This window comes from Pseudomonas brassicae, assembly GCF_010671725.1.
GTDB lineage: Bacteria > Pseudomonadota > Gammaproteobacteria > Pseudomonadales > Pseudomonadaceae > Aquipseudomonas > Aquipseudomonas brassicae.
In genome coordinates, this window is sequence record NZ_JAAHBU010000291.1 from 1 (window position 1) to 21,892 (window position 21,892).

The 21,892-nt window shown below is 59.3% G+C and carries 18 protein-coding genes and 5 pseudogenes; 22 read left to right on the top strand and 1 reads right to left on the bottom strand.

Annotated elements, in window-relative coordinates; genetic code table 11:
- On the bottom strand, nucleotides 1–333 hold a 333-nt coding region (locus G3436_RS18955), incomplete at its 3' end, for a DnaA N-terminal domain-containing protein (RefSeq protein WP_338001285.1).
- A gap of 604 nt (nucleotides 334–937) precedes the next feature.
- Between G3436_RS18955 and rpmH the strand changes: the two genes are divergently transcribed.
- The 22 genes and pseudogenes from rpmH to G3436_RS27840 all read left to right on the top strand — a co-directional run.
- Nucleotides 938–1,072 (top strand): 50S ribosomal protein L34, encoded by a 135-nt coding sequence (rpmH, locus tag G3436_RS18960; protein ID WP_002551315.1) that lies wholly within the window; start codon nucleotides 938–940, stop codon nucleotides 1,070–1,072.
- A gap of 13 nt (nucleotides 1,073–1,085) precedes the next feature.
- On the top strand, nucleotides 1,086–1,490 hold the full coding sequence (gene rnpA, locus G3436_RS18965; RefSeq protein ID WP_338001286.1) for a ribonuclease P protein component: 405 nt from the start codon (nucleotides 1,086–1,088) through the stop codon (nucleotides 1,488–1,490).
- Entirely contained in the window at nucleotides 1,483–1,731 is a 249-nt protein-coding gene (gene yidD / locus G3436_RS18970) for a membrane protein insertion efficiency factor YidD (protein WP_163948028.1), read from the top strand. Before rnpA ends, yidD begins: the two co-directional genes overlap by 8 nt.
- Before the next feature lie 2 nt (nucleotides 1,732–1,733).
- Complete coding sequence (gene yidC / locus G3436_RS18975; protein WP_163948031.1) at nucleotides 1,734–3,416, top strand: membrane protein insertase YidC; 1,683 nt, start codon at nucleotides 1,734–1,736, stop codon at nucleotides 3,414–3,416.
- Nucleotides 3,417–3,499: 83 nt separating this feature from the next.
- Nucleotides 3,500–4,869, top strand: a pseudogene (gene mnmE, locus G3436_RS18980) (tRNA uridine-5-carboxymethylaminomethyl(34) synthesis GTPase MnmE).
- 512 nt (nucleotides 4,870–5,381) lie between these two features.
- Nucleotides 5,382–7,272, top strand: a pseudogene (gene mnmG / locus G3436_RS18985) (tRNA uridine-5-carboxymethylaminomethyl(34) synthesis enzyme MnmG).
- Entirely contained in the window at nucleotides 7,269–7,913 is a 645-nt protein-coding gene (gene rsmG, locus G3436_RS18990) for a 16S rRNA (guanine(527)-N(7))-methyltransferase RsmG (protein ID WP_163948034.1), read from the top strand. Before mnmG ends, rsmG begins: the two are co-directional and overlap by 4 nt.
- A gap of 18 nt (nucleotides 7,914–7,931) precedes the next feature.
- Nucleotides 7,932–8,726: a ParA family protein gene (locus tag G3436_RS18995; RefSeq protein ID WP_163948038.1), complete on the top strand. Its 795-nt coding sequence runs from the start codon at nucleotides 7,932–7,934 to the stop codon at nucleotides 8,724–8,726.
- Between the two features lie 9 nt (nucleotides 8,727–8,735).
- On the top strand, nucleotides 8,736–9,608 hold the full coding sequence (locus G3436_RS19000; protein ID WP_163948041.1) for a ParB/RepB/Spo0J family partition protein: 873 nt from the start codon (nucleotides 8,736–8,738) through the stop codon (nucleotides 9,606–9,608).
- Between the two features lie 149 nt (nucleotides 9,609–9,757).
- The gene (locus G3436_RS19005; RefSeq protein WP_163948044.1) at nucleotides 9,758–10,165 is read left to right on the top strand and encodes a F0F1 ATP synthase subunit I; all 408 of its coding nucleotides are present in this window, start codon (nucleotides 9,758–9,760) and stop codon (nucleotides 10,163–10,165) included.
- Between the two features lie 16 nt (nucleotides 10,166–10,181).
- Nucleotides 10,182–11,051, top strand: a pseudogene (atpB, locus tag G3436_RS19010) (F0F1 ATP synthase subunit A).
- Between the two features lie 142 nt (nucleotides 11,052–11,193).
- On the top strand, nucleotides 11,194–11,451 hold the full coding sequence (atpE, locus tag G3436_RS19015; protein WP_003097235.1) for a F0F1 ATP synthase subunit C: 258 nt from the start codon (nucleotides 11,194–11,196) through the stop codon (nucleotides 11,449–11,451).
- A 57-nt stretch (nucleotides 11,452–11,508) separates the two neighbouring features.
- Nucleotides 11,509–11,979: a F0F1 ATP synthase subunit B gene (locus tag G3436_RS19020; RefSeq protein ID WP_043860667.1), complete on the top strand. Its 471-nt coding sequence runs from the start codon at nucleotides 11,509–11,511 to the stop codon at nucleotides 11,977–11,979.
- 12 nt (nucleotides 11,980–11,991) lie between these two features.
- A pseudogene (locus tag G3436_RS19025) lies at nucleotides 11,992–12,527 on the top strand (F0F1 ATP synthase subunit delta).
- 21 nt (nucleotides 12,528–12,548) lie between these two features.
- Entirely contained in the window at nucleotides 12,549–14,093 is a 1,545-nt protein-coding gene (atpA, locus tag G3436_RS19030; RefSeq protein WP_163948047.1) for a F0F1 ATP synthase subunit alpha, read from the top strand.
- Between the two features lie 50 nt (nucleotides 14,094–14,143).
- Nucleotides 14,144–15,004 carry a F0F1 ATP synthase subunit gamma gene (atpG, locus tag G3436_RS19035; RefSeq protein WP_163948050.1) on the top strand — a complete coding sequence of 287 codons (861 nt, stop codon included), beginning with the start codon at nucleotides 14,144–14,146 and terminating at the stop codon, nucleotides 15,002–15,004.
- 27 nt (nucleotides 15,005–15,031) lie between these two features.
- On the top strand, nucleotides 15,032–16,408 hold the full coding sequence (gene atpD, locus G3436_RS19040) for a F0F1 ATP synthase subunit beta (protein ID WP_043860663.1): 1,377 nt from the start codon (nucleotides 15,032–15,034) through the stop codon (nucleotides 16,406–16,408).
- A 44-nt stretch (nucleotides 16,409–16,452) separates the two neighbouring features.
- Nucleotides 16,453–16,872, top strand: a complete 420-nt coding sequence (locus G3436_RS19045; RefSeq protein WP_163948053.1) for a F0F1 ATP synthase subunit epsilon — start codon at nucleotides 16,453–16,455, stop codon at nucleotides 16,870–16,872.
- A gap of 126 nt (nucleotides 16,873–16,998) precedes the next feature.
- On the top strand, nucleotides 16,999–18,366 hold the full coding sequence (gene glmU, locus G3436_RS19050; protein ID WP_163948057.1) for a bifunctional UDP-N-acetylglucosamine diphosphorylase/glucosamine-1-phosphate N-acetyltransferase GlmU: 1,368 nt from the start codon (nucleotides 16,999–17,001) through the stop codon (nucleotides 18,364–18,366).
- Between the two features lie 195 nt (nucleotides 18,367–18,561).
- Entirely contained in the window at nucleotides 18,562–19,329 is a 768-nt protein-coding gene (locus G3436_RS19055) for a DeoR family transcriptional regulator (RefSeq protein ID WP_163948060.1), read from the top strand.
- 11 nt (nucleotides 19,330–19,340) lie between these two features.
- Complete coding sequence (gene glmS, locus G3436_RS19060; RefSeq protein ID WP_163948063.1) at nucleotides 19,341–21,176, top strand: glutamine--fructose-6-phosphate transaminase (isomerizing); 1,836 nt, start codon at nucleotides 19,341–19,343, stop codon at nucleotides 21,174–21,176.
- Between the two features lie 473 nt (nucleotides 21,177–21,649).
- A pseudogene (locus tag G3436_RS27840) lies at nucleotides 21,650–21,892 on the top strand (hypothetical protein); the annotation flags it as partial.

A 21,892-nucleotide genomic window follows, 5' to 3' on the forward strand; every position in this document is an offset into this window, starting at 1 on the left:
GGCAGCCACCTGGGCTGCCTGCTGGGCCTGCGAGGCGGCAACCGACGCCGCCAGCGGCGCATTGGGCGCAGCGCGCGGTGCAGAGCTACGACGGCTGCCTATTAATAAGGAGAGCGCGGGAGCGATGCCGTTGCCGTGTTCACCCAGCAGTTCGAGCAAGCGACCCAGGTACTTTTCATTGACCCAATCGAGAACGAACCGGTTAGGCGCATAGACGCGCAACTCGTCGCCTTCGGCTTCGACCTGTAGCGGACGGATCCAGGTGTTGAATTGCTGGGCAGGCAGTTCATCGCGCAGAAGGTCTACGCACTGCTGCCAAAGTTCCACTGACACGGATATCCCCTGAGTTGAACGCCGGTGAGGCAAAAACAAGCGGCCATTGTACCGACCACCAGCGCAGTTATCCACATGCAGGTGCGCCAAGGGTGGCGATAAATCAGCAGGTTAGTGGCCAAAATGGCACATTGGGGGTGTGAATAAGCCCTGTGGATAAACCACCCTGAGCGCTTTGCACAACTGGGGGTTGAAATCGGTGGATAACTGCCCTGTGGATAACAGTGCTTTTAATCCACAGCTTTTGCGCCTGCGCCGCACAGCCAGAGCACCGTTTCCCGACAGGGTTTCACTTCTCTGTACAGTACGTGTTTAAAGGGCTGTAGCGATCTATCCACAGAAATCCTCGGCTTAAGTTCTATAAGATTTATAAAAAAGCTTTAAATACCTTCTCTTCTTTTTTCTATGTTTAAGCCTCTCGTGACCCTTTCCTGTCCACAGCCAGGCAGCCACACGAAAAACCCCGGCTCGAACAACGGCCGGTTTTTTATCCTTAAGGAAAAGCTGGTTGGAAATTGACCTACGGCGTGGCTTTCTCTAGAATCGCCGGTCTCTTAAAACGGGGGCCATTCCGGCCCGTTGTCGACGAACCAGGTAACACGCCATGAAACGTACTTTCCAACCAAGCACCATCAAGCGCGCCCGCACTCACGGTTTCCGTGCCCGTATGGCTACCAAGAACGGCCGTGCCGTACTGTCCCGCCGTCGTGCCAAAGGCCGTAAGCGTCTGGCAGTTTGATTTTTCGGCACAGGTGGTGAGTCAGGACTTCAGTCGGGAAAAGCGTCTTCTGACACCCCGACACTTCAAAGCGGTCTTTGACTCTCCTTCCGGCAAGGTGCCAGGCAAGAGTCTCTTGCTCCTTGCCCGCGAGAACGGTCTGGATCATCCCCGCCTGGGGCTTGTGATCGGGAAAAAGAGCGTAAAGCTCTCCGTTCAACGCAACCGCTTGAAGCGTTTGATGCGCGATTCGTTTCGTCTCCACCAGCATTTGCTGGCCGGTTGGGACATCGTGATCGTCGCGCGCAAAGGCCTGGGCGACGTAGAAAACCCAGAATTGCACCAACATTTTGGCAAGCTCTGGAAGCGCCTTGCACGCAGTCGGCCCGCTCCAGTGGTTAACCGCGACTCTGCAGGGGTAGACCGTCCAGATGCGTAAACTGGTCCTCGTTCCGATCCAGTTTTACCGTTATGCCATTAGCCCTCTGATGGCCAGCCACTGTCGTTTCTATCCGACTTGCTCCACCTATGCGATTGAAGCCATCGAAACACATGGCGCATTGCGCGGTGGATGGCTGACCGCTCGTCGCCTCGGGCGCTGTCACCCGTGGAATGCCGGCGGTTATGACCCGGTTCCGCCAGCACCTTCTTCCCGTACTTCTTCTTCGATAGCCGAGTAATCATGGATATTAAACGCACGATCCTGATCGCCGCCCTGGCAATCGTGTCCTATGTCATGGTCCTCAAGTGGAACCAGGACTACGGCCAGGCTGCCTTGCCGACTCAGAATACTGCTGCCAGCACTGTCGCTCCGGGCTTGCCCGACACTGCGACCGCCGGCACTTCCGGCGCCAGCGCCGACGTTCCGAGTGCCAATGCTGAAACCGCCCCTGCAGAAATTGCACCGGTTGCGGTCAGCAAGGACCTGATTCGGGTCAAGACCGATGTCCTCGATCTGGCTATCGACCCCAACGGCGGTGATATTGCGCAGCTGACCCTGCCAAAATACCCACGTCGCCAGGACCATCCGGAAATTCCGTTCCAGTTGTTCGACAACGGCAACGAGCGTACCTACCTGGCCCAGAGCGGCCTGACCGGTACCAACGGCCCGGATGCACGTGCCTCTGGTCGCCCGCTGTACGCCGCCGAACAGAAGAGTTATCAACTGGCTGACGGCCAGGACCAGCTGGTCGTGGACCTCAAGTTCAGTGACGCCGGTGTCAACTACATCAAGCGTTTCACCCTGAACCGTGGCGAGTATGACCTCAAGGTCAGCTACCTGATCGACAACCAGAGCGCTCAGCCGTGGACGGGCAACCTGTTCGCGCAACTGAAACGCGATGCCAGCTCCGATCCGTCGTCGAGCACCGCCACCGGTACCGCTACCTACCTGGGCGCTGCCCTGTGGACAAGTGCCGAGCCCTACAAGAAAGTGTCGATGAAAGACATCGACAAGGGCAGTTTGAAAGAAAATGTTACCGGTGGTTGGGTTGCCTGGCTGCAGCACTACTTCGTGACGGCGTGGATTCCGAGCAAGACCGACACCAACATCGTCCAGACCCGCAAGGACAGCCAGGGCAATTACATCATCGGCTTCACCGGCCCGGCACTGAATGTAGCCGCCGGCGCCCAGGGTGAAACCAGCACCGTGCTGTACGCCGGGCCCAAGAGCCAGGAAAAACTCAAGGCGTTATCCCCAGGCCTGGAGCTGACCGTCGACTACGGCATCCTGTGGTTCATTGCCCAACCGATCTTCTGGTTGCTGCAGCACATCCACGAATTGCTTGGCAACTGGGGCTGGTCGATCATCGTCCTGACCATGCTGATCAAGCTGCTGTTCTTCCCGCTGTCGGCTGCCAGCTACAAGTCGATGGCGCGCATGCGTGCCGTGGCGCCGAAACTGGCTGCCCTGAAAGAGCAACATGGCGATGACCGGCAGAAAATGTCGCAGGCCATGATGGAGCTGTACAAGAAAGAGAAGATCAACCCGCTGGGCGGCTGCCTACCGATCCTCGTGCAGATGCCGGTGTTCCTCTCGCTGTACTGGGTACTGCTCGAAAGCGTTGAAATGCGCCAGGCACCGTGGATGTTCTGGATTACCGACCTGTCGATCAAGGATCCGTTCTTCATCCTGCCGATCATCATGGGCGCGACCATGTTCATCCAGCAGCGTCTGAACCCGACGCCGCCGGATCCGATGCAGGCCAAGGTGATGAAGATGATGCCAATCATCTTCACCTTCTTCTTCCTGTGGTTCCCGGCGGGTCTGGTGCTGTACTGGGTTGTGAACAACTGCCTGTCGATCGCACAGCAGTGGTACATCACCCGCAAGATCGAAGCGGCGACGAACAAAGCCACCGCTTGACGGGTTAGCCAGCTAACCTGTGGATAAAACGCCCCCTCGTGGGGCGTTTTGCTATCTGTCGTTTTTGTATGAGGCCTTCGCCGATGAATGCTCGTCGTGAAACCATTGCCGCCATGCCACTGCTCAAGGCCGCGGCGGGGTAGGAATTGTGCGTATCTCCGGGCCCCTGGCACGCCAGGCCGGGTTGGCCATCACCGGCCGCACGCTGACCCCGCGCCATGCCCATTACGGGGCGTTTCGCGGTGACGATGCGCAGGTGCTGGATGAAGGCATTGCGCTGTATTTTCCAGGGCCCAACTCGTTTACCGGGGAAGATGTGCTGGAGCTTCAGGGGCACGGCGGCCCCGTGGTGCTGGATATGTTGCTGCAGCGCTGTGTGGAACTGGGCTGTCGCATGGCGCGCCCGGGGGAATTCAGCGAGCGCGCGTTCCTCAACGACAAGCTCGACCTGGCCCAGGCCGAAGCGATTGCCGACCTGATCGAGGCCAGTTCCGCCCAGGCGGCACGCAATGCGTTGCGCTCGCTGCAAGGCGAATTCTCCCGCCGTGTGGATAACCTCACCGAAAAGCTGATCAGCCTGCGCATCTACGTCGAAGCGGCAATCGACTTTCCGGAAGAGGAAATCGATTTTCTCGCCGATGGCCATGTACTGCGCATGCTCGATGAGGTGCGTGAACACTTATCCACAGTGCAACGTGAGGCCGGGCAGGGCGCCTTGCTGCGCGATGGCATGACCGTGGTGATTGCCGGCCGTCCGAATGCCGGTAAATCCAGCCTGCTGAACGTGCTGGCGGGGCGTGAAGCGGCGATCGTGACCGAGATTGCCGGTACCACCCGGGATATCCTGCGTGAACATATCCACATCGACGGCATGCCACTGCACGTTGTGGACACCGCAGGCCTGCGGGATACCGAAGATCATGTGGAAAAGATTGGGGTGCAGCGTGCCCTCAAGGCCATTGGTGAGGCCGATCGAGTGTTGCTGGTGGTGGATGCAACGGCGCCTGAAGCCCATGACCCGTTCGCCCTGTGGCCAGAGTTCCTCGAACAGCGGCCCGATCCGGCCAAGGTCACGCTGATCCGTAACAAGGCCGACCTCAGCGGCGAGGCCATTGGCCTGCAGCAATGCGACGATGGCCACGTCACCATCACCCTCAGCGCGAAAGGGGCCGATCTGGGCCTTGAGCTGCTGCGTGATCACCTCAAGGCCTGCATGGGCTACGAGCAGACCGCGGAAAGTGGCTTCAGTGCCCGTCGGCGCCACCTGGATGCCCTGCGCCAGGCCAGTTCGTACCTGGAGCACGGTCGTGCGCAGTTGACCCTGGCGGGCGCTGGAGAGTTGCTGGCAGAAGACCTGCGCCAGGCACAACAGGCGCTGGGTGAAATTACCGGTGCGTTCAGTTCCGACGACCTGTTGGGGCGTATCTTTTCCAGCTTCTGCATCGGCAAGTAGCGCGTTTATCCACAACGGGGTCCGCCGCGGCCTCGTTGTCGGCGGTTATCCCCACCCGGTTTTCCCCTCTCAGCTGAAAAATACCGACGCCCTCGGTGCGTTCGCGTGCCTGTATGCCCACAAATCCCGAAATAAGCCCTGTGGAAAACCCGCCTTCAGCCCCGTTGATAAGTAGGCCTCAAGGCTGGAGATAAACCTGCCTGTTGATAACTAGCTGTTTCATCCACAGGCTTAATCCGCTTATCCCAACCCCTCAGACCCACTAGACCACAGACTTTTGAACCTCTGTACATAACGTATTACGTGGCCTGTAGAGCTTTATCCACAGAAATGTGCCTCAGTAAGAATAAACATAAAAACAAAGCTTTAATAAATTTCTCTCTCTTTATTTCTATTGTCAGCCACTCATCACAGGCTGGTTAAATTTTGTGCAAAAGGTTCCTAGACGGGGGGTAAGTCCCTATACTTGTGCGTTATTCCTATCTATTCCCGAAACAGGCACGAGGTGCGTGGTGGATTTCCCTTCCCGTTTTGAAGTGATCGTCATCGGCGGCGGCCATGCCGGAACCGAGGCTGCGCTTGCTTCTGCACGCATGGGCGTAAAAACCCTGCTGCTGACCCACAACGTGGAAACCCTCGGGCACATGAGCTGCAATCCGGCCATCGGTGGCATTGGCAAGAGCCATCTGGTCAAGGAGATCGATGCGCTCGGCGGCGTCATGGCCCTGGCTACCGACAAGAGTGGTATCCAGTTCCGCGTTCTGAACAACCGCAAAGGCCCGGCGGTGCGTGCAACCCGTGCCCAGGCCGACCGCGCGATCTACAAGGCGGTGGTGCGTGAAGTACTCGAGAACCAGCCCAACCTGTGGATATTCCAGCAGTCGTGCGACGACCTGATCGTCGAGCAGGACCAGGTCAAGGGTGTGGTCACGCAAATGGGCCTGCGTTTCTTCGCGGATTCCGTGGTACTGACCACCGGCACCTTCCTCGCCGGACTTATCCACATCGGTCTGCAGAACTATTCCGGTGGCCGCGCCGGTGATCCGCCGGCCATGGCCCTGGCGCAGCGCATGCGTGAACTGCCGCTGCGCGTCGGTCGCCTGAAAACCGGCACGCCGCCGCGTATCGATGGCCGTTCGGTGGATTTCTCGGTGATGACCGAGCAAGCCGGCGACACGCCGATCCCGGTCATGTCGTTCATGGGCGACAAGGCCATGCACCCGCGTCAGGTCAGTTGCTGGATCACGCATACCAACCCACGCACCCACGAGATCATCGCGGCCAACCTCGATCGCTCGCCGATGTACTCCGGGGTGATCGAAGGCATCGGCCCGCGCTACTGCCCGTCGATCGAAGACAAGATCCACCGCTTTGCCGACAAGGAAAGCCACCAGGTCTTCATCGAACCCGAAGGGCTCAACACCCATGAGCTGTACCCCAACGGCATCTCCACTTCCCTGCCGTTCGACGTGCAGTTGCAGATCGTGCGCTCGATCCGTGGCATGGAAAACGCCCACATCGTGCGGCCGGGCTACGCCATCGAGTACGACTACTTCGACCCACGCGACCTCAAGTACAGCCTGGAAACCAAGGTGATCGGCGGGCTGTTCTTCGCCGGCCAGATCAACGGCACCACCGGCTACGAAGAAGCCGGCGCCCAGGGTCTGCTCGCCGGGACCAACGCCGCACTGCGTGCGCAGGGCCGCGAAAGCTGGTGCCCGCGTCGCGACGAGGCGTACATCGGGGTACTGGTCGACGACCTGATCACCCTGGGTACCCAGGAGCCGTACCGCATGTTCACTTCGCGCGCCGAGTACCGGTTGATCCTGCGCGAAGACAACGCGACCTGCGCCTCACCGAAAAAGGCCGCGAACTGGGCCTGGTCGATGACGCGCGCTGGGCGCGTTCAGCGCCAAGCGCGAAAGCATCGAACGCGAAGAACAGCGCCTCAAGTCGACCTGGGTACAACCCAACACCGCGCAGGGCCAGGCGATTGTGGATAAGTTCGGCACGCCGCTGAGCCACGAGTACAACCTGCTCAACCTGCTGACTCGCCCGGAAATCGATTATGCCGGGCTGGTGGAAGTGACCGGTGGCAGCGATGTCGACCCGCAGGTTGCCGAGCAGGTCGAGATCAAGACCAAATATGCCGGTTACATTGACCGGCAACAGGAAGAAATCGCGCGCCTGCGTGCCAGCGAAGACACGCGCCTGCCCGACGATATCGACTACACCGGTATTTCCGGGTTGTCCAAGGAGATTCAGGGTAAGCTCGGCCAGACCCGGCCAGAAACCCTGGGCCAGGCCTCGCGCATTCCCGGCGTCACGCCGGCGGCGATTTCCCTGTTGCTGATTCACCTGAAAAAACGCGGCGCAGGCCGCGAGTTGGAGCAAAGCGCTTGAGTTCTATGGTCACCCCTCAACACGCCGAAGAGTTGTCCACAGGCGCACGCCAGCTCGGTGTCGAGCTGAGCGAGGCACAGCACGCGCAGTTGCTGGCTTACCTGGCCCTGTTGATAAAGTGGAACAAGGCCTACAACCTGACCGCCGTACGCAATCCGGACGAAATGGTTTCGCGGCATTTGCTCGACAGCCTCAGCGTCATGCCGTTTATCCACAGCGAGCGTTGGCTCGATGTGGGCAGTGGTGGCGGCATGCCGGGTATTCCACTGGCTATCCTGCATCCGCACAAGCAGGTCACGGTGCTCGACAGCAACGGCAAGAAAACCCGCTTCCTGACCCAGGTCAAACTGGAGCTGAAGCTGGATAACCTGCAAGTTATCCACAAACGGGTCGAGGAGTTCCAACCGGAGCTACCCTTCACCGGAATTGTTTCCCGTGCTTTCAGCAGCATGGAGAACTTCACCAATTGGACGCGCCACCTTGGCGACGCCCAGACGCAGTGGCTGGCAATGAAAGGGCTGCATCCGGCTGATGAGCTGGTAGCATTGCCGGCAGATTTCAAAGTGGATAGCGAGCAGGCCTTGACCGTTCCGGGTTGCCAAGGCCAGCGCCATCTGCTGATACTGCGCCGCACGGCATGACTGGGAACACAAGCAAGAATGGCTAAGGTATTCGCAATCGCGAACCAGAAAGGTGGTGTGGGCAAGACCACCACCTGTATCAATCTCGCCGCATCGCTGGTCGCGACCAAGCGCCGCGTGCTGCTGATTGACCTCGATCCACAGGGCAACGCCACCATGGGTAGCGGTGTGGATAAACACGTCCTTGAACATTCGGTGTATGACCTGCTGATCGGCGAATGCGACCTGGCCCAGGCCATGCGCGTCTCCGAGCACGGCGGTTATCAACTGCTGCCGGCCAACCGTGACCTGACCGCGGCCGAAGTGGTGCTGCTCGAAATGCAGATGAAGGAGAGCCGCCTGCGTACCGCGCTGGCGCCGATCCGCGAAAGCTACGACTACATCCTGATCGACTGCCCGCCGTCGCTGTCGATGCTGACCCTCAATGCCCTGGTGGCCGCCGATGGCGTGATCATCCCGATGCAGTGTGAATACTTTGCACTGGAAGGCTTGAGCGACCTTGTGGATAACATCAAGCGCATTGCTGCCAAGCTCAATCCGCAACTCAAGATCGAAGGGCTGCTGCGCACCATGTACGACCCGCGCCTGAGCCTGATCAACGATGTGTCCGCACAGCTCAAGGAGCACTTCGGCGAGCAGCTCTACGACACGGTGATCCCGCGCAACATCCGCCTGGCCGAGGCGCCGAGTTTCGGCATGCCGGCCCTGGCTTACGACAAGCAATCGCGTGGCGCCCTGGCCTATCTGGCCCTGGCCGGTGAACTGGTACGCCGTCAACGTCGTCAAACCCGCACTGCCGCACCGGCAACTTAAGGAATCCGCATGGCCGTTAAGAAACGAGGTCTCGGACGTGGGTTGGATGCACTGCTCAGTGGTCCTACCGTCAGCGCGCTCGAAGAGCAGGCTGTCAAGGTCGACCAGAAAGAACTGCAACACCTGCCGCTGGACCTGATTCAGCGCGGCAAGTACCAGCCACGCCGGGACATGGACCCGCAGGCACTCGAAGAACTGGCTCAGTCGATCAAGAGCCAGGGCGTGATGCAGCCGATCGTGGTACGCCCGATCGGCGACGAGCGCTACGAGATCATCGCCGGCGAACGTCGCTGGCGCGCCAGCCAGCAGGCCGGCATGGAAACCATCCCGGCGATGGTGCGCGATGTGCCGGACGAAACCGCCATTGCCATGGCCCTGATCGAGAACATCCAGCGTGAAGACCTCAATCCGGTGGAAGAGGCCATCGCGCTGCAGCGCCTGCAGCAGGAGTTCCAGCTGACCCAGCAACAGGTGGCGGATGCCGTGGGCAAGTCACGTGTGACCGTGGCCAACCTGCTGCGCCTGATCTCGCTGCCGGAAGTCATCAAGACCATGCTGTCCCACGGTGACCTGGAGATGGGGCATGCCCGTGCATTGCTCGGTTTGCCCGAAGAACAGCAGGTCGACGGGGCGCGACACGTTGTCGCACGTGGCCTCACCGTACGTCAGACCGAAGCCCTGGTGCGCCAGTGGCTCAATGGCAAACCGGAACCTGTCGAAGCAGCCAAGCCCGATCCGGACATCACCCGCCTTGAACAGCGTCTGGCAGAGCGGCTGGGCTCGGCAGTGCAGATCCGTCACGGCAACAAGGGCAAAGGGCAGTTGGTGATCCGTTACAACTCACTGGATGAGTTGCAGGGCGTGCTTGCTCACATCCGCTGAAACAATTCGCTTTGTAGCGCGCAGTCGGAAATCACTACCCAGCAGTTGAATAGGGGTCCAACCGCCCCTATACTCTGCGCGCATTTTGTCGGCACAAATTATGCCAAGTCATAGTTGACTGGTTGGCCGACTTTCGAGGAGCAGTTGTGATGGAAACCCGCACGCCAAACCGCCTGCCTTTCCATCGCTGGGCGGTTTTTCCGGTACTGCTGACTCAATTGGTCGTGTTATTGCTGGCATCGTTGGGGGTGTGGCAGTGGCACGGGGTGGTCGCGGGCTATTCGGCACTCTGCGGAGGGCTGATTGCCTGGCTACCGAATCTGTACTTTGCCTACAAGGCGTTCCGTTACACCGGCGCCAGGGCAGCGCAGGCCATCGTCAAGTCGTTCTACGCTGGCGAGGCAGGCAAATTGATTTTGACGGCAGTGCTGTTTGCACTGACGTTTGCAGGAGTGAAGCCATTGGCGCCATTAGCAGTATTCGGCGTCTTCTTGCTGACCCAGTTGGTCAGCTGGTTCGCGCCCCTGCTGATAAAAACGAGACTTTCGAGACCTTAGGGCGTTTGAGGCAAACATGGCAGCAGAAACCGCTTCGGGCTATATCCAGCACCACTTGCAGAACTTGACCTTCGGGCAATTACCAGACGGCGGTTGGGGCTTTGCCCATTCCGCAGCAGAAGCCAAGGCAATGGGCTTCTGGGCGTTCCACGTGGACACCCTGGGTTGGTCCGTTGCACTGGGTCTGATCTTCATCCTCCTGTTCCGCATGGCGGCGAAAAAAAGCGACGTCGGGTCAACCCGGCGGCCTGCAGAACTTCGTCGAAGTGATGGTCGAATTCGTCAACGGCAGCGTCAAGGACTCGTTCCATGGCCGCAGCCCGGTGATCGCACCGCTGGCTCTGACGATTTTCGTCTGGGTGTTCCTGATGAACGCCGTCGACCTGGTACCGGTCGACTGGATTCCTCAGCTGGCGATCCTGATCTCCGGTGACCCGCACATTCCGTTCCGTGCCGTGTCGACCACCGACCCGAACGCCACCATCGCGATGGCCTTCTGCGTGTTCGCACTGATCATCTTCTACAGCATCAAGGTCAAGGGCCTGGGCGGCTTCATCGGCGAGCTCACCCTGCACCCGTTCGGCAGCAAGAACATCTTCGTTCAGATCCTGCTGATCCCGGTGAACTTCCTGCTGGAATTCGTCACCCTGATTGCCAAGCCAATCTCGCTGGCCCTGCGTCTGTTCGGCAACATGTACGCCGGCGAGCTGGTGTTCATCCTGATTGCCGTGATGTTCGGTGCGGCCTGCTGTGGCTGAGTGGCCTGGGCGTGGTGCTGCAATGGGCGTGGGCGGTGTTCCACATCCTGATCATCACCCTGCAAGCGTTCATCTTCATGATGCTTACCATCGTCTACCTGTCGATGGCTCACGAAGATAACCATTAAGACCGCCTGGCGTGTCTGAGGCCTTCCCGCCGGGGTGGGGGAAGGCCGAAAAAGTCCGCAAGGGCAGCTGTACCAAACGATTTTGTTTTACCGCTTCAAACTAAAAAACCTAACCAATACGACGTAAAAGTCGGGAGGAAAGATGGAAACTGTAGTTGGTCTTACCGCTATCGCTGTTGCTCTGCTGATCGGCCTGGGTGCCCTGGGTACCGCCATTGGTTTCGGCCTGCTGGGCGGCAAGTTCCTGGAAGGCGCTGCTCGCCAGCCAGAAATGGTTCCGATGCTGCAAGTTAAAATGTTCATCGTCGCCGGTCTGCTCGACGCCGTGACCATGATCGGTGTTGGTATCGCTCTGTTCTTCACCTTCGCTAATCCCTTCGTTGGTCAAATCGCTGGCTAATCACTCGACTTCTCGAGTGGATTGGTGTGATGGACTTAGAACGAGCGAGGTGTTGGCGTGAACATTAATGCAACCCTGATTGGCCAGTCCGTTGCGTTCTTCATTTTTGTACTGTTTTGCATGAAGTTCGTGTGGCCTCCGGTCATCGCGGCTTTGCAAGAACGTCAGAAGAAGATCGCGGAAGGACTGGACGCTGCCAACCGAGCAGCTCGCGACCTGGAGCTGGCCCAAGATAAAGCGGGTCAGCAACTGCGCGAAGCTAAAGCTCAGGCAGCCGAAATCATTGAGCAAGCCAAGAAACGCGGTAACCAGATCGTCGAGGAAGCCCGTGACCAGGCTCGCGTCGAAGCTGACCGTGTGAAGGCCCAGGCTCAAGCCGAGATCGAACAGGAACTGAACGGCGTCAAAGACGCGCTGCGCGCCCAAGTGGGTAGCCTGGCCGTCAACGGTGCTGAAAAGATCCTTGGCGCCACAATCGATCAAAACGCGCATGCGGAGCTGGTTAATAAACTGGCCGCTGAAATTTAAGCGAGGGCGATCATGGCAGAACTGACCACGTTGGCCCGACCTTACGCTAAGGCGCCTTTGAGCACGCCCAGGCCCATCAGCAACTGGCCAATTGGTCAGCCATGCTCGGCCTGGCTGCTGCAGTGTCGCAAGACGACACAATGCAGCGCCTGCTCAAGGCCCCGCGACTGACGAGCGCAGAAAAGGCCGCCGCGTTTATTGACGTGTGCGGTGACAAGTTCGATGCACAGGCACAGAATTTCATTCATGTTGCCGCGGAAAACGAACGTCTCCTGCTGTTGCCGGAGATTTCGGCTCTGTTCGAGCTGTACAAGGCCGAACAAGAGAAATCCGTGGACGTGGAAGTCACCAGTGCTTTTGCGTTGAACCAAGAACAGCAAGACAAACTCGCCAAGGTTCTCAGTGCACGACTCAGCCGGGAAGTGCGCCTGCACGCGACGGAGGATGCCAGCCTAATCGGTGGTGTCGTTATCCGCGCCGGCGACCTGGTTATCGATGGTTCAGTACGCGGCAAAATCGCGAAACTGGCCGAAGCATTGAAATCTTGAGTTTGAAGGGGCAGCAGAGCAATGCAGCAACTCAATCCTTCCGAAATTAGTGAAATCATCAAGGGCCGCATCGAGAAACTCGATGTAGCCTCCCAAGCCCGCAACGAAGGTACTGTCGTCAGCGTTTCTGACGGTATCGTGCGGATTCACGGTCTGGCCGACGCTATGTACGGCGAAATGATCGAGTTTCCGGGCGGCGTGTTCGGTATGGCCCTCAACCTGGAGCAAGACTCCGTTGGTGCGGTAGTACTGGGCGCGTACGACACCCTCGCTGAAGGCATGAGCGCCAAGTGCACCGGCCGCATCCTCGAAGTTCCGGTTGGTAAGGAACTGCTGGGTCGCGTTGTCGACGCACTGGGTAACCCAATCGATGGCAAAGGTCCGCTGAACAACACCGAGACCGACGCCGTTGAAAAGGTTGCACCAGGCGTTATCTGGCGTAAATCGGTAGACCAGCCTGTACAGACTGGCTACAAGTCGGTTGACGCCATGATCCCTGTCGGCCGTGGCCAGCGTGAGCTGATCATCGGTGACCGTCAGATCGGCAAGACCGCCATGGCCATCGACGCCATCATCAACCAGAAAGACTCCGGTATTTTCTGTGTGTATGTTGCTGTCGGCCAGAAGCGTTCGACCGTTGCCAACATCGTTCGCAAGCTGGAAGAAAACGGCGCCCTGGCCAACACCATCGTGGTGGTTGCCAGTGCTTCGGAATCCGCCGCACTGCAATTCCTGGCGCCATACGCCGGTTGCACCATGGGCGAGTTCTTCCGTGACCGCGGTGAAGATGCGCTGATCGTCTACGATGACCTGTCCAAGCAGGCCGTTGCCTACCGTCAGATCTCCCTGCTGCTGCGCCGTCCACCAGGTCGCGAAGCGTACCCAGGTGACGTGTTCTATCTCCACTCCCGTCTGCTGGAGCGTGCATCGCGCGTTTCCGAAGAGTACGTAGAGAAGTTCACCAACGGTGCCGTAACTGGCAAGACCGGCTCGCTGACCGCACTGCCGATCATCGAAACCCAGGCTGGCGACGTTTCCGCGTTCGTTCCGACCAACGTGATTTCCATCACCGACGGTCAGATCTTCCTGGAATCGGCCATGTTCAACTCGGGCATCCGCCCTGCAGTGAACGCCGGTGTTTCGGTATCCCGTGTGGGTGGTGCCGCTCAGACCAAGATCATCAAGAAGCTCTCCGGTGGTATCCGTACCGCTCTGGCTCAGTACCGTGAACTGGCGGCATTTGCCCAGTTCGCTTCTGACCTGGACGAAGCCACCCGCAAGCAACTCGAGCACGGTCAACGTGTTACCGAGCTGATGAAGCAGAAGCAATACGCTCCAATGTCCATCGCGGACATGGCGCTGTCGCTGTATGCCGCTGAGCGTGGGTTCCTGACCGACGTTGAAATCACCAAGATCGGTAGCTTCGAACAAGCGCTGATCGCTTACTTCAACCGTGATCACGCCGAACTGATGGCGAAGATCAACGTGAAGGGTGACTTCAACGACGAAATCGATGCTGGCATCAAAGCCGGTATCGAGAAGTTCAAGGCCACCCAAACCTGGTAAGCCGCAGCGGGGGCTTTGCAGCCCCCGCTTGCTAACCTGATAGGTGTTACATGGCAGGCGCAAAAGAGATTCGCAGTAAGATTGCGAGCATCAAAAGCACGCAAAAAATTACCAGCGCCATGGAAAAAGTGGCGGTCAGCAAGATGCGCAAGGCTCAAATGCGCATGGCTGCTAGCCGTCCTTATGCGGAGCGTATCCGCCAGGTGATTGGTCATCTGGCCAACGCCAACCCGGAATACCGCCACCCCTTCATGATCGATCGCCCTGTCAAGCGCGCCGGTTATGTGGTTGTGAGCAGTGACCGTGGTCTGTGCGGTGGCTTGAACACCAACCTGTTCAAGGCCCTGGTCAAGGACATGGCGGCCAACCGCGAGCAAGGGATCGAAATCGATCTGTGCGTGGTCGGCAGCAAAGGTGCGGCGTTTTTCCGCAGCTTCGGCGGCAACGTCGTTGCAGCGATCAGCCACCTGGGCGAAGAGCCGTCGATCAATGATCTGATCGGCAGCGTCAAGGTCATGCTGGACGCTTACCTGGATGGTCGTATCGATCGTCTGTCCGTGGTATCGAACAAGTTCATCAATACCATGACGCAAGCCCCAACGGTCGAGCAGTTGATTCCGTTGGTTGCAACCCCGGATCAAGAACTCAAGCACCACTGGGACTACCTCTACGAACCTGACGCCAAAGAGCTGCTGGACGGCCTGATGGTGCGTTACGTGGAGTCGCAGGTCTACCAGGCGGTGGTCGAGAACAACGCGGCTGAACAAGCTGCGCGGATGATCGCAATGAAGAACGCCACTGACAACGCCGGCGATCTGATCAGCGAATTGCAGCTGATCTACAACAAGGCGCGTCAGGCTGCGATCACCCAAGAGATCTCGGAAATCGTCGGCGGCGCTGCCGCGGTTTAACGGTTCAAATATTCAGAGGATCCAGCTATGAGTAGCGGACGTATCGTTCAAATCATCGGCGCCGTCATCGACGTGGAATTCCCACGTGACAGCGTGCCGAGCGTTTACAACGCATTGAAAGTACAAGGCGCGGAAACCACCCTGGAAGTTCAGCAGCAGCTGGGCGACGGTGTGGTCCGTACCATTGCGATGGGCTCGACCGAAGGCTTGAAGCGCGGTCTGGACGTTGTCGACAGCGGCGCAGCCATCTCCGTACCGGTCGGTAAAGCGACCCTGGGCCGGATCATGGACGTGCTGGGCAACCCGATCGACGAAGCGGGCCCGATCGGCGAAGAAGAGCGTTGGGGCATCCACCGTGAAGCGCCATCGTTCGCAGACCAGGCAGGCGGCAACGACCTGCTGGAAACCGGCATCAAGGTTATCGACCTGGTTTGCCCGTTTGCCAAGGGCGGTAAGGTTGGTCTGTTCGGTGGTGCCGGTGTCGGCAAGACCGTAAACATGATGGAACTGATCCGTAACATCGCCATCGAGCACAGCGGTTACTCCGTGTTCGCCGGTGTGGGCGAGCGTACCCGTGAGGGTAACGACTTCTACCACGAGATGAAGGACTCCAACGTTCTCGACAAGGTAGCCCTGGTCTACGGTCAGATGAACGAGCCACCAGGCAACCGTCTGCGCGTAGCGCTGACCGGCCTGACCATGGCCGAGAAGTTCCGTGACGAAGGTAACGACGTTCTGCTGTTCGTCGACAACATCTATCGTTACACCCTGGCCGGTACTGAAGTATCCGCACTGCTGGGCCGTATGCCTTCGGCAGTAGGTTACCAGCCGACCCTGGCTGAAGAGATGGGCGTTCTGCAAGAACGTATCACTTCGACCAAGGAAGGTTCGATCACCTCGATCCAAGCGGTATACGTACCTGCGGACGACCTGACCGACCCGTCGCCAGCCACCACCTTCGCCCACTTGGACGCCACCGTTGTACTGTCCCGTGACATCGCCTCCCTGGGTATCTACCCAGCGGTCGATCCACTGGACTCGACCTCGCGCCAGCTGGACCCGAACGTGATCGGCAACGAGCACTACGAAACGGCTCGCGGCGTTCAGTACGTGCTGCAGCGCTACAAAGAGCTGAAGGACATCATTGCGATCCTGGGCATGGACGAACTGTCCGAGACCGACAAGCAACTGGTATCCCGTGCTCGTAAGATCCAGCGCTTCCTGTCCCAGCCGTTCTTCGTGGCTGAAGTCTTCACCGGTTCTCCAGGCAAATACGTTTCCCTGAAAGACACCATTGCTGGCTTCAAAGGCATCCTCAACGGTGACTACGACCACCTGCCAGAACAAGCGTTCTACATGGTCGGCGGCATCGAAGAAGCAGTCGAGAAAGCCAAGAAACTGTAATCCCGGCGCCCCGCAAGGGGCGCTAATCAGGTTGAGGCAAGCAGATGGCTATGACAGTCCATTGCGATATCGTCAGCGCGGAAGGAGAAATCTTCTCCGGCCTGGTCGAGATGGTGATTGCGCACGGCAACCTGGGTGATCTTGGTATCGCTCCAGGCCACGCCCCGCTGATCACTAATCTGAAGCCTGGTCCGATCACGCTGACCAAGCAGGGTGGCGCCCAAGAGGTGTTCTACATCTCTGGTGGTTTCCTCGAGGTCCAGCCGAACATGGTCAAGGTGCTTGCCGATACCGTGCAACGTGCTGCCGACCTGGACGAAGCTCAGGCGCAGGAAGCCCTCAAGGCTGCTGAAAACGCCCTGCACGAGAAAGGCTCGGAGTTCGACTACGGCGCCGCTGCCGCACGTCTGGCCGAAGCCGCAGCCCAGCTGCGCACCGTCCAGCAGTTGCGCAAGGGAAGGTAACTCGGCCTACGGGCTGATTACTTTTTCCGCGATTGAGTTAAAGGGTAGCCTCGGCTACCCTTTTTCTTTTTCCAGAATTCTTCTTTTTGGTCACCTCGCTGACCTCCCAGAATTGGTAGCCAGTCAATGTCTCTCGATATCGTTATTCTCGCGGCAGGCCAGGGCACCCGCATGCGTTCGGCGCTGCCCAAGGTGCTGCACCCGGTGGCCGGTGATTCCATGCTTGGCCATGTTATCCACAGTGCTCGTCAGCTCAAGCCGCAGGGTATCCACGTGGTGATCGGTCACGGCGCAGAGCTTGTACGCGAGCGCCTGGCTGCCGCTGACCTGAACTTCGTGCTGCAGGACAAACAACTGGGCACTGGCCACGCCGTGGCACAGGCCGTGCCTGCACTGACTGCCGAGACGGTATTGATCCTCTACGGCGACGTACCACTGATTGAAGTGGATACGCTGCGTCGGCTGTTGGACAAGGTGACCCCACAGCAACTGGGCCTGCTTACCGTGACCCTGGCCGACCCGACCGGCTATGGGCGCATCGTGCGTGATGAGGCTGGTCAGGTGGCGGCCATTGTCGAGCACAAGGACGCCAGTGCCGCACAGCGCGCCATTGCTGAAGGCAATACCGGCATTCTCGCGGTGCCGGGCGTGCACCTGGCCGAATGGTTGGGTCGCCTGTCGAACAACAACGCCCAGGGCGAGTATTACCTTACCGACGTGATCGCCATGGCGGTCAGCGACGGCCTGGTGGTGGCCACCGAGCAGCCACTGGACCCGATGGAAGTACAGGGCGCCAATGATCGCCGGCAACTGGCGGAACTGGAGCGTCATTACCAACTGCGCGAAGGCCGCCGGCTGATGGCTCAGGGAGTGACCCTGCGTGACCCGGCGCGTTTCGACGTGCGCGGGGAGGTGACCGTGGGGCGTGATGTGCTGATCGACATCAACGTGATTCTCGAAGGCCGCGTGGTGATCGAGGATGACGTGGTCATCGGCCCCAATTGCGTGATCAAGAACACCACCTTGCGCAAAGGCGCGGTGGTCAAGGCCAACAGCCATCTGGAAGGCGCGGTGATGGGCGAGGGCAGCGATGCCGGCCCGTTCGCGCGCTTGCGCCCCGGCAGCGTGCTGGAAGCGCGTGCGCATGTGGGTAACTTTGTCGAACTGAAGAATGCGCACCTGGGCGAAGGCGCCAAGGCCGGGCACCTGACGTACCTGGGCGATGCACAGGTCGGTGCGCGCACCAACATCGGTGCCGGCACCATTACCTGCAACTACGATGGCGCCAACAAGTTCCGCACGGTGCTGGGTGAAGATGTGTTCATCGGTTCGAACAACTCACTGGTGGCGCCTGTGGATATCCTTGACGGCGCGACCACGGCGGCAGGTTCCACCATTACCCAGAATGTCGAGGCAGGTCAGTTGGCAGTGGCACGCGGCCGCCAGCGCAATATCGATGAGTGGAAGCGCCCAGAGAAAATCAACAAAAGCTGAAGTTATTCACAGCTGGACAGCAAGCCGACTGGATTGTGCATAAGTCGGCTTTTTTGTGAGCGCAGTACCGATGTGGATAACTCGACAGCACCTGCGGCGTTATCCACAGCAAAAAAACGACTGCAGTGCTTGACCCAATGAACGCTTTAGGTTTTGATTGGCTTCGTTATCTTTCGAATCGAAACTTAAGCTGCCATGTCGAAGCGCAATACGCCACAACGTCGCCATAACATCCTTGCCTTGCTGCATGAGCAGGGCGAGGTCAGTGTGGATGCCTTGGCCAAACGCTTCGAAACCTCCGAAGTGACCATCCGCAAGGACCTGGCGGCGCTGGAAGCCAATGGTTTGCTGCTGCGCCGCTATGGTGGCGCGGTGACCCTGCCGCAGGAACTGTTCGCCGACCAGAGCACGCCGGTCTCACTGTACAAGCAGGCGATCGCTCGGGCCGCGGTGGCGCGCATTCGCGAACATGCGCGAATCATCATCGACAGTGGCAGCACCACGGCTTCGATGATTCCCGAACTGGGCCAGCAACCTGGCTTGGTGGTGATGACCAACTCGTTGAATGTGGCCCGCGCCTTGAGTGAACTGGAGCACGAGCCGGTGCTGTTGATGACGGGTGGCACCTGGGACCCGCATTCGGAATCGTTCCAGGGGCAGGTCGCCGAGCAGGTACTACGTTCTTACGATTTCGATCAGTTGTTCATCGGCGCCGACGGCATCGACCTGGTGCGCGGCACCACCACCTTCAACGAGTTGCTGGGCCTGAGCCGGGTCATGGCCGAGGTGGCCCGTGAAGTGATCGTGATGGTCGAGTCGGACAAGGTCGGGCGCAAGATTCCCAACCTGGAGCTGCCCTGGAGCAGCGTGAACACCCTGATTACCGATGAGCGCCTGCCTATGGAGGCGCGCGAACAAATTCAAGCCCGCGGCATCAACCTGATCTGTGCCGCCATCAGCTAGGAGCAACATCTATGTGTGGAATCGTGGGCGCAGTCGCCGAACGTAATATCACCACTATCCTTATCGAAGGCCTCAAGCGCCTGGAATACCGCGGCTACGACAGCGCCGGCCTGGCCGTATTCACACAGCAGGGCAACCTGGAGCGCCGTCGTCGCATCGGCAAGGTCAGCGAGCTGGAAGCCGCCGTTGCCGCCGAGCCGCTGGCAGGCCACCTGGGTATCGCGCATACCCGCTGGGCGACCCATGGCGCGCCGACCGAAGGCAACGCGCACCCGCACTTCTCCGGCCACGAACTGGCAGTGGTGCACAACGGCATCATCGAGAACCACGATGCCCTGCGTGAGCAGCTCAAGGGCCTGGGCTACGTGTTCACCTCGCAGACCGACACCGAAGTGATCGTGCACCTGCTGCACCACACGCTCAAAAGCCTCCCGGAGCTGGCCGATGCACTGAAGGCCACGGTCAAGCAGTTGCATGGCGCCTACGGCCTGGCGGTGATCAGTGCGCATCAGCCTGACCGCCTGCTGGCAGCGCGCAGCGGCAGCCCGCTGGTGATCGGCCTGGGCCATGGCGAGAACTTCCTGGCGTCCGACCAGTTGGCCCTACGCCAGGTCACCGACCGCTTCATGTACCTGGAAGAAGGCGATATCGCCGAGATCCGTCGCGACCAGATCACCATCTGGGACATCAATGGCCAGCCGGTTCAGCGCGAGAGCGTGCAGTACCACGAAGGCGCCGAAGCGGCCGACAAGGGTCAGTACCGACACTTCATGCTCAAGGAAATCCACGAGCAACCTACCGTGGTGCAGCGCACCCTGGAAGACCGCCTGGGCACCGACCACGTGCTGGTACAGGCTTTCGGTCCGAAAGCGGCTGAGCTGTTCCCCAACGTTCGTAACGTGCAGATCGTTGCCTGCGGTACCAGCTACCATGCCGGCATGGTCGCGCGTTACTGGCTTGAAGAACTGGCCGGCATTCCGTGCCAGGTCGAAGTGGCCAGCGAGTTCCGCTACCGCAAGGTGGTGGTGCAGCCGGATACGCTGTTCGTGTCGATCTCCCAGTCGGGCGAAACCGCCGACACCCTGGCGGCCCTGCGCAATGCCAAGGAGCTGGGCTTCCTGGCCAGCCTGGCGATCTGCAACGTCGGTATCAGCTCGCTGGTGCGTGAGTCCGACCTGACCCTGCTGACCCGTGCCGGCCCGGAAATCGGCGTGGCCTCGACCAAGGCGTTCACCACCCAGCTGGTGTCGCTGATGCTGTTGACCCTGTCGCTGGGCCGTGTGCGTGGCACCTTGTCGGCGGCGGTCGAAGCCGAGCTGGTCGAGCAGTTGCGCTGCCTGCCGGTGCGCCTGGGTGAAGCACTGGCGATGGACACCACCATCGAGAAGATCTCCGAGCTGTTTGCGGACAAGCACCACACGCTGTTCCTGGGCCGCGGTGCGCAGTTCCCGGTGGCAATGGAGGGGGCGCTCAAGCTCAAGGAAATTTCCTACATCCATGCCGAGGCCTACCCGGCGGGTGAGCTCAAGCACGGCCCGTTGGCACTGGTGGACGCCGACATGCCGGTGGTTACCGTGGCGCCGAACAACGAACTGCTGGAGAAGCTCAAGTCCAACCTGCAGGAAGTGCGTGCACGCGGTGGTGAGCTGATCGTGTTCGCGGACGAGAAGGCCGGCATGAGCAACGGCGAGGGCACCCATGTGATCGCCATGCCGCACATCATCGATGCACTGGCGCCGATCCTCTACACCATCCCGCTGCAGTTGCTGTCGTACTACGTGGCGGTGCTCAAGGGCACTGATGTGGACCAGCCACGCAACCTGGCCAAGTCGGTGACGGTTGAGTAAGGGCGGTTTTCAGTTGAATGGGTGGATTTAGGGAATTAAACCTGTCGCACGGGAATTAAAGCTGTCGCAGGCAGGTAATCCTGTTCGGGACCAATCCGGGTTGGCGGGGTGCAGTGATGCACCCCGTTTGGAATTACGCCTCAGAATCTAATTGACACGCGTGTCACCCTGTATAGGCTTGTAGTCGAGGACTGCAACCGCGCATCCGTCGGGACTGGGTACCAGCAAGGCCCCCCGCAACTTCGGCAGCAGAGAATGCTGGTTTCTCTGAAGTAGTGACGACGGGCATAGCCGGTCGGATTCTGAACCCAAGGTCGCAAGGCTGGGAGTTAAAGGATCGCTGCGACTACTCCTCAAACCTTCCGAAAAGGCACCTTTGGGTGCCTTTTTTACACCTGATATCTGGCGTTGGCTGCTTAATCGTAACCCTTGAACGAAGACGCGGGATCAGTCGCTGAGGGGCCAACCCATCCATGCTGTTGCGTATCCAACCTAATGAATCTCTGCGCTCATATGTTGACCGCAATTTGCTCGTGAATTTTATGGATTGGAGGGTAGACAGATTACGCTGGCTTTCTGAAGGGGAGATTACTCACCAAGCAGTTAAGGTGATCGCCTCAACGATGGGGTGGGAAGGATGCTATGGCTTCAACCGCTTGCTGCACGAACACACCCAATTGCCCCTTCAGTTTGTTATCAGGGATACCCGAGATGTC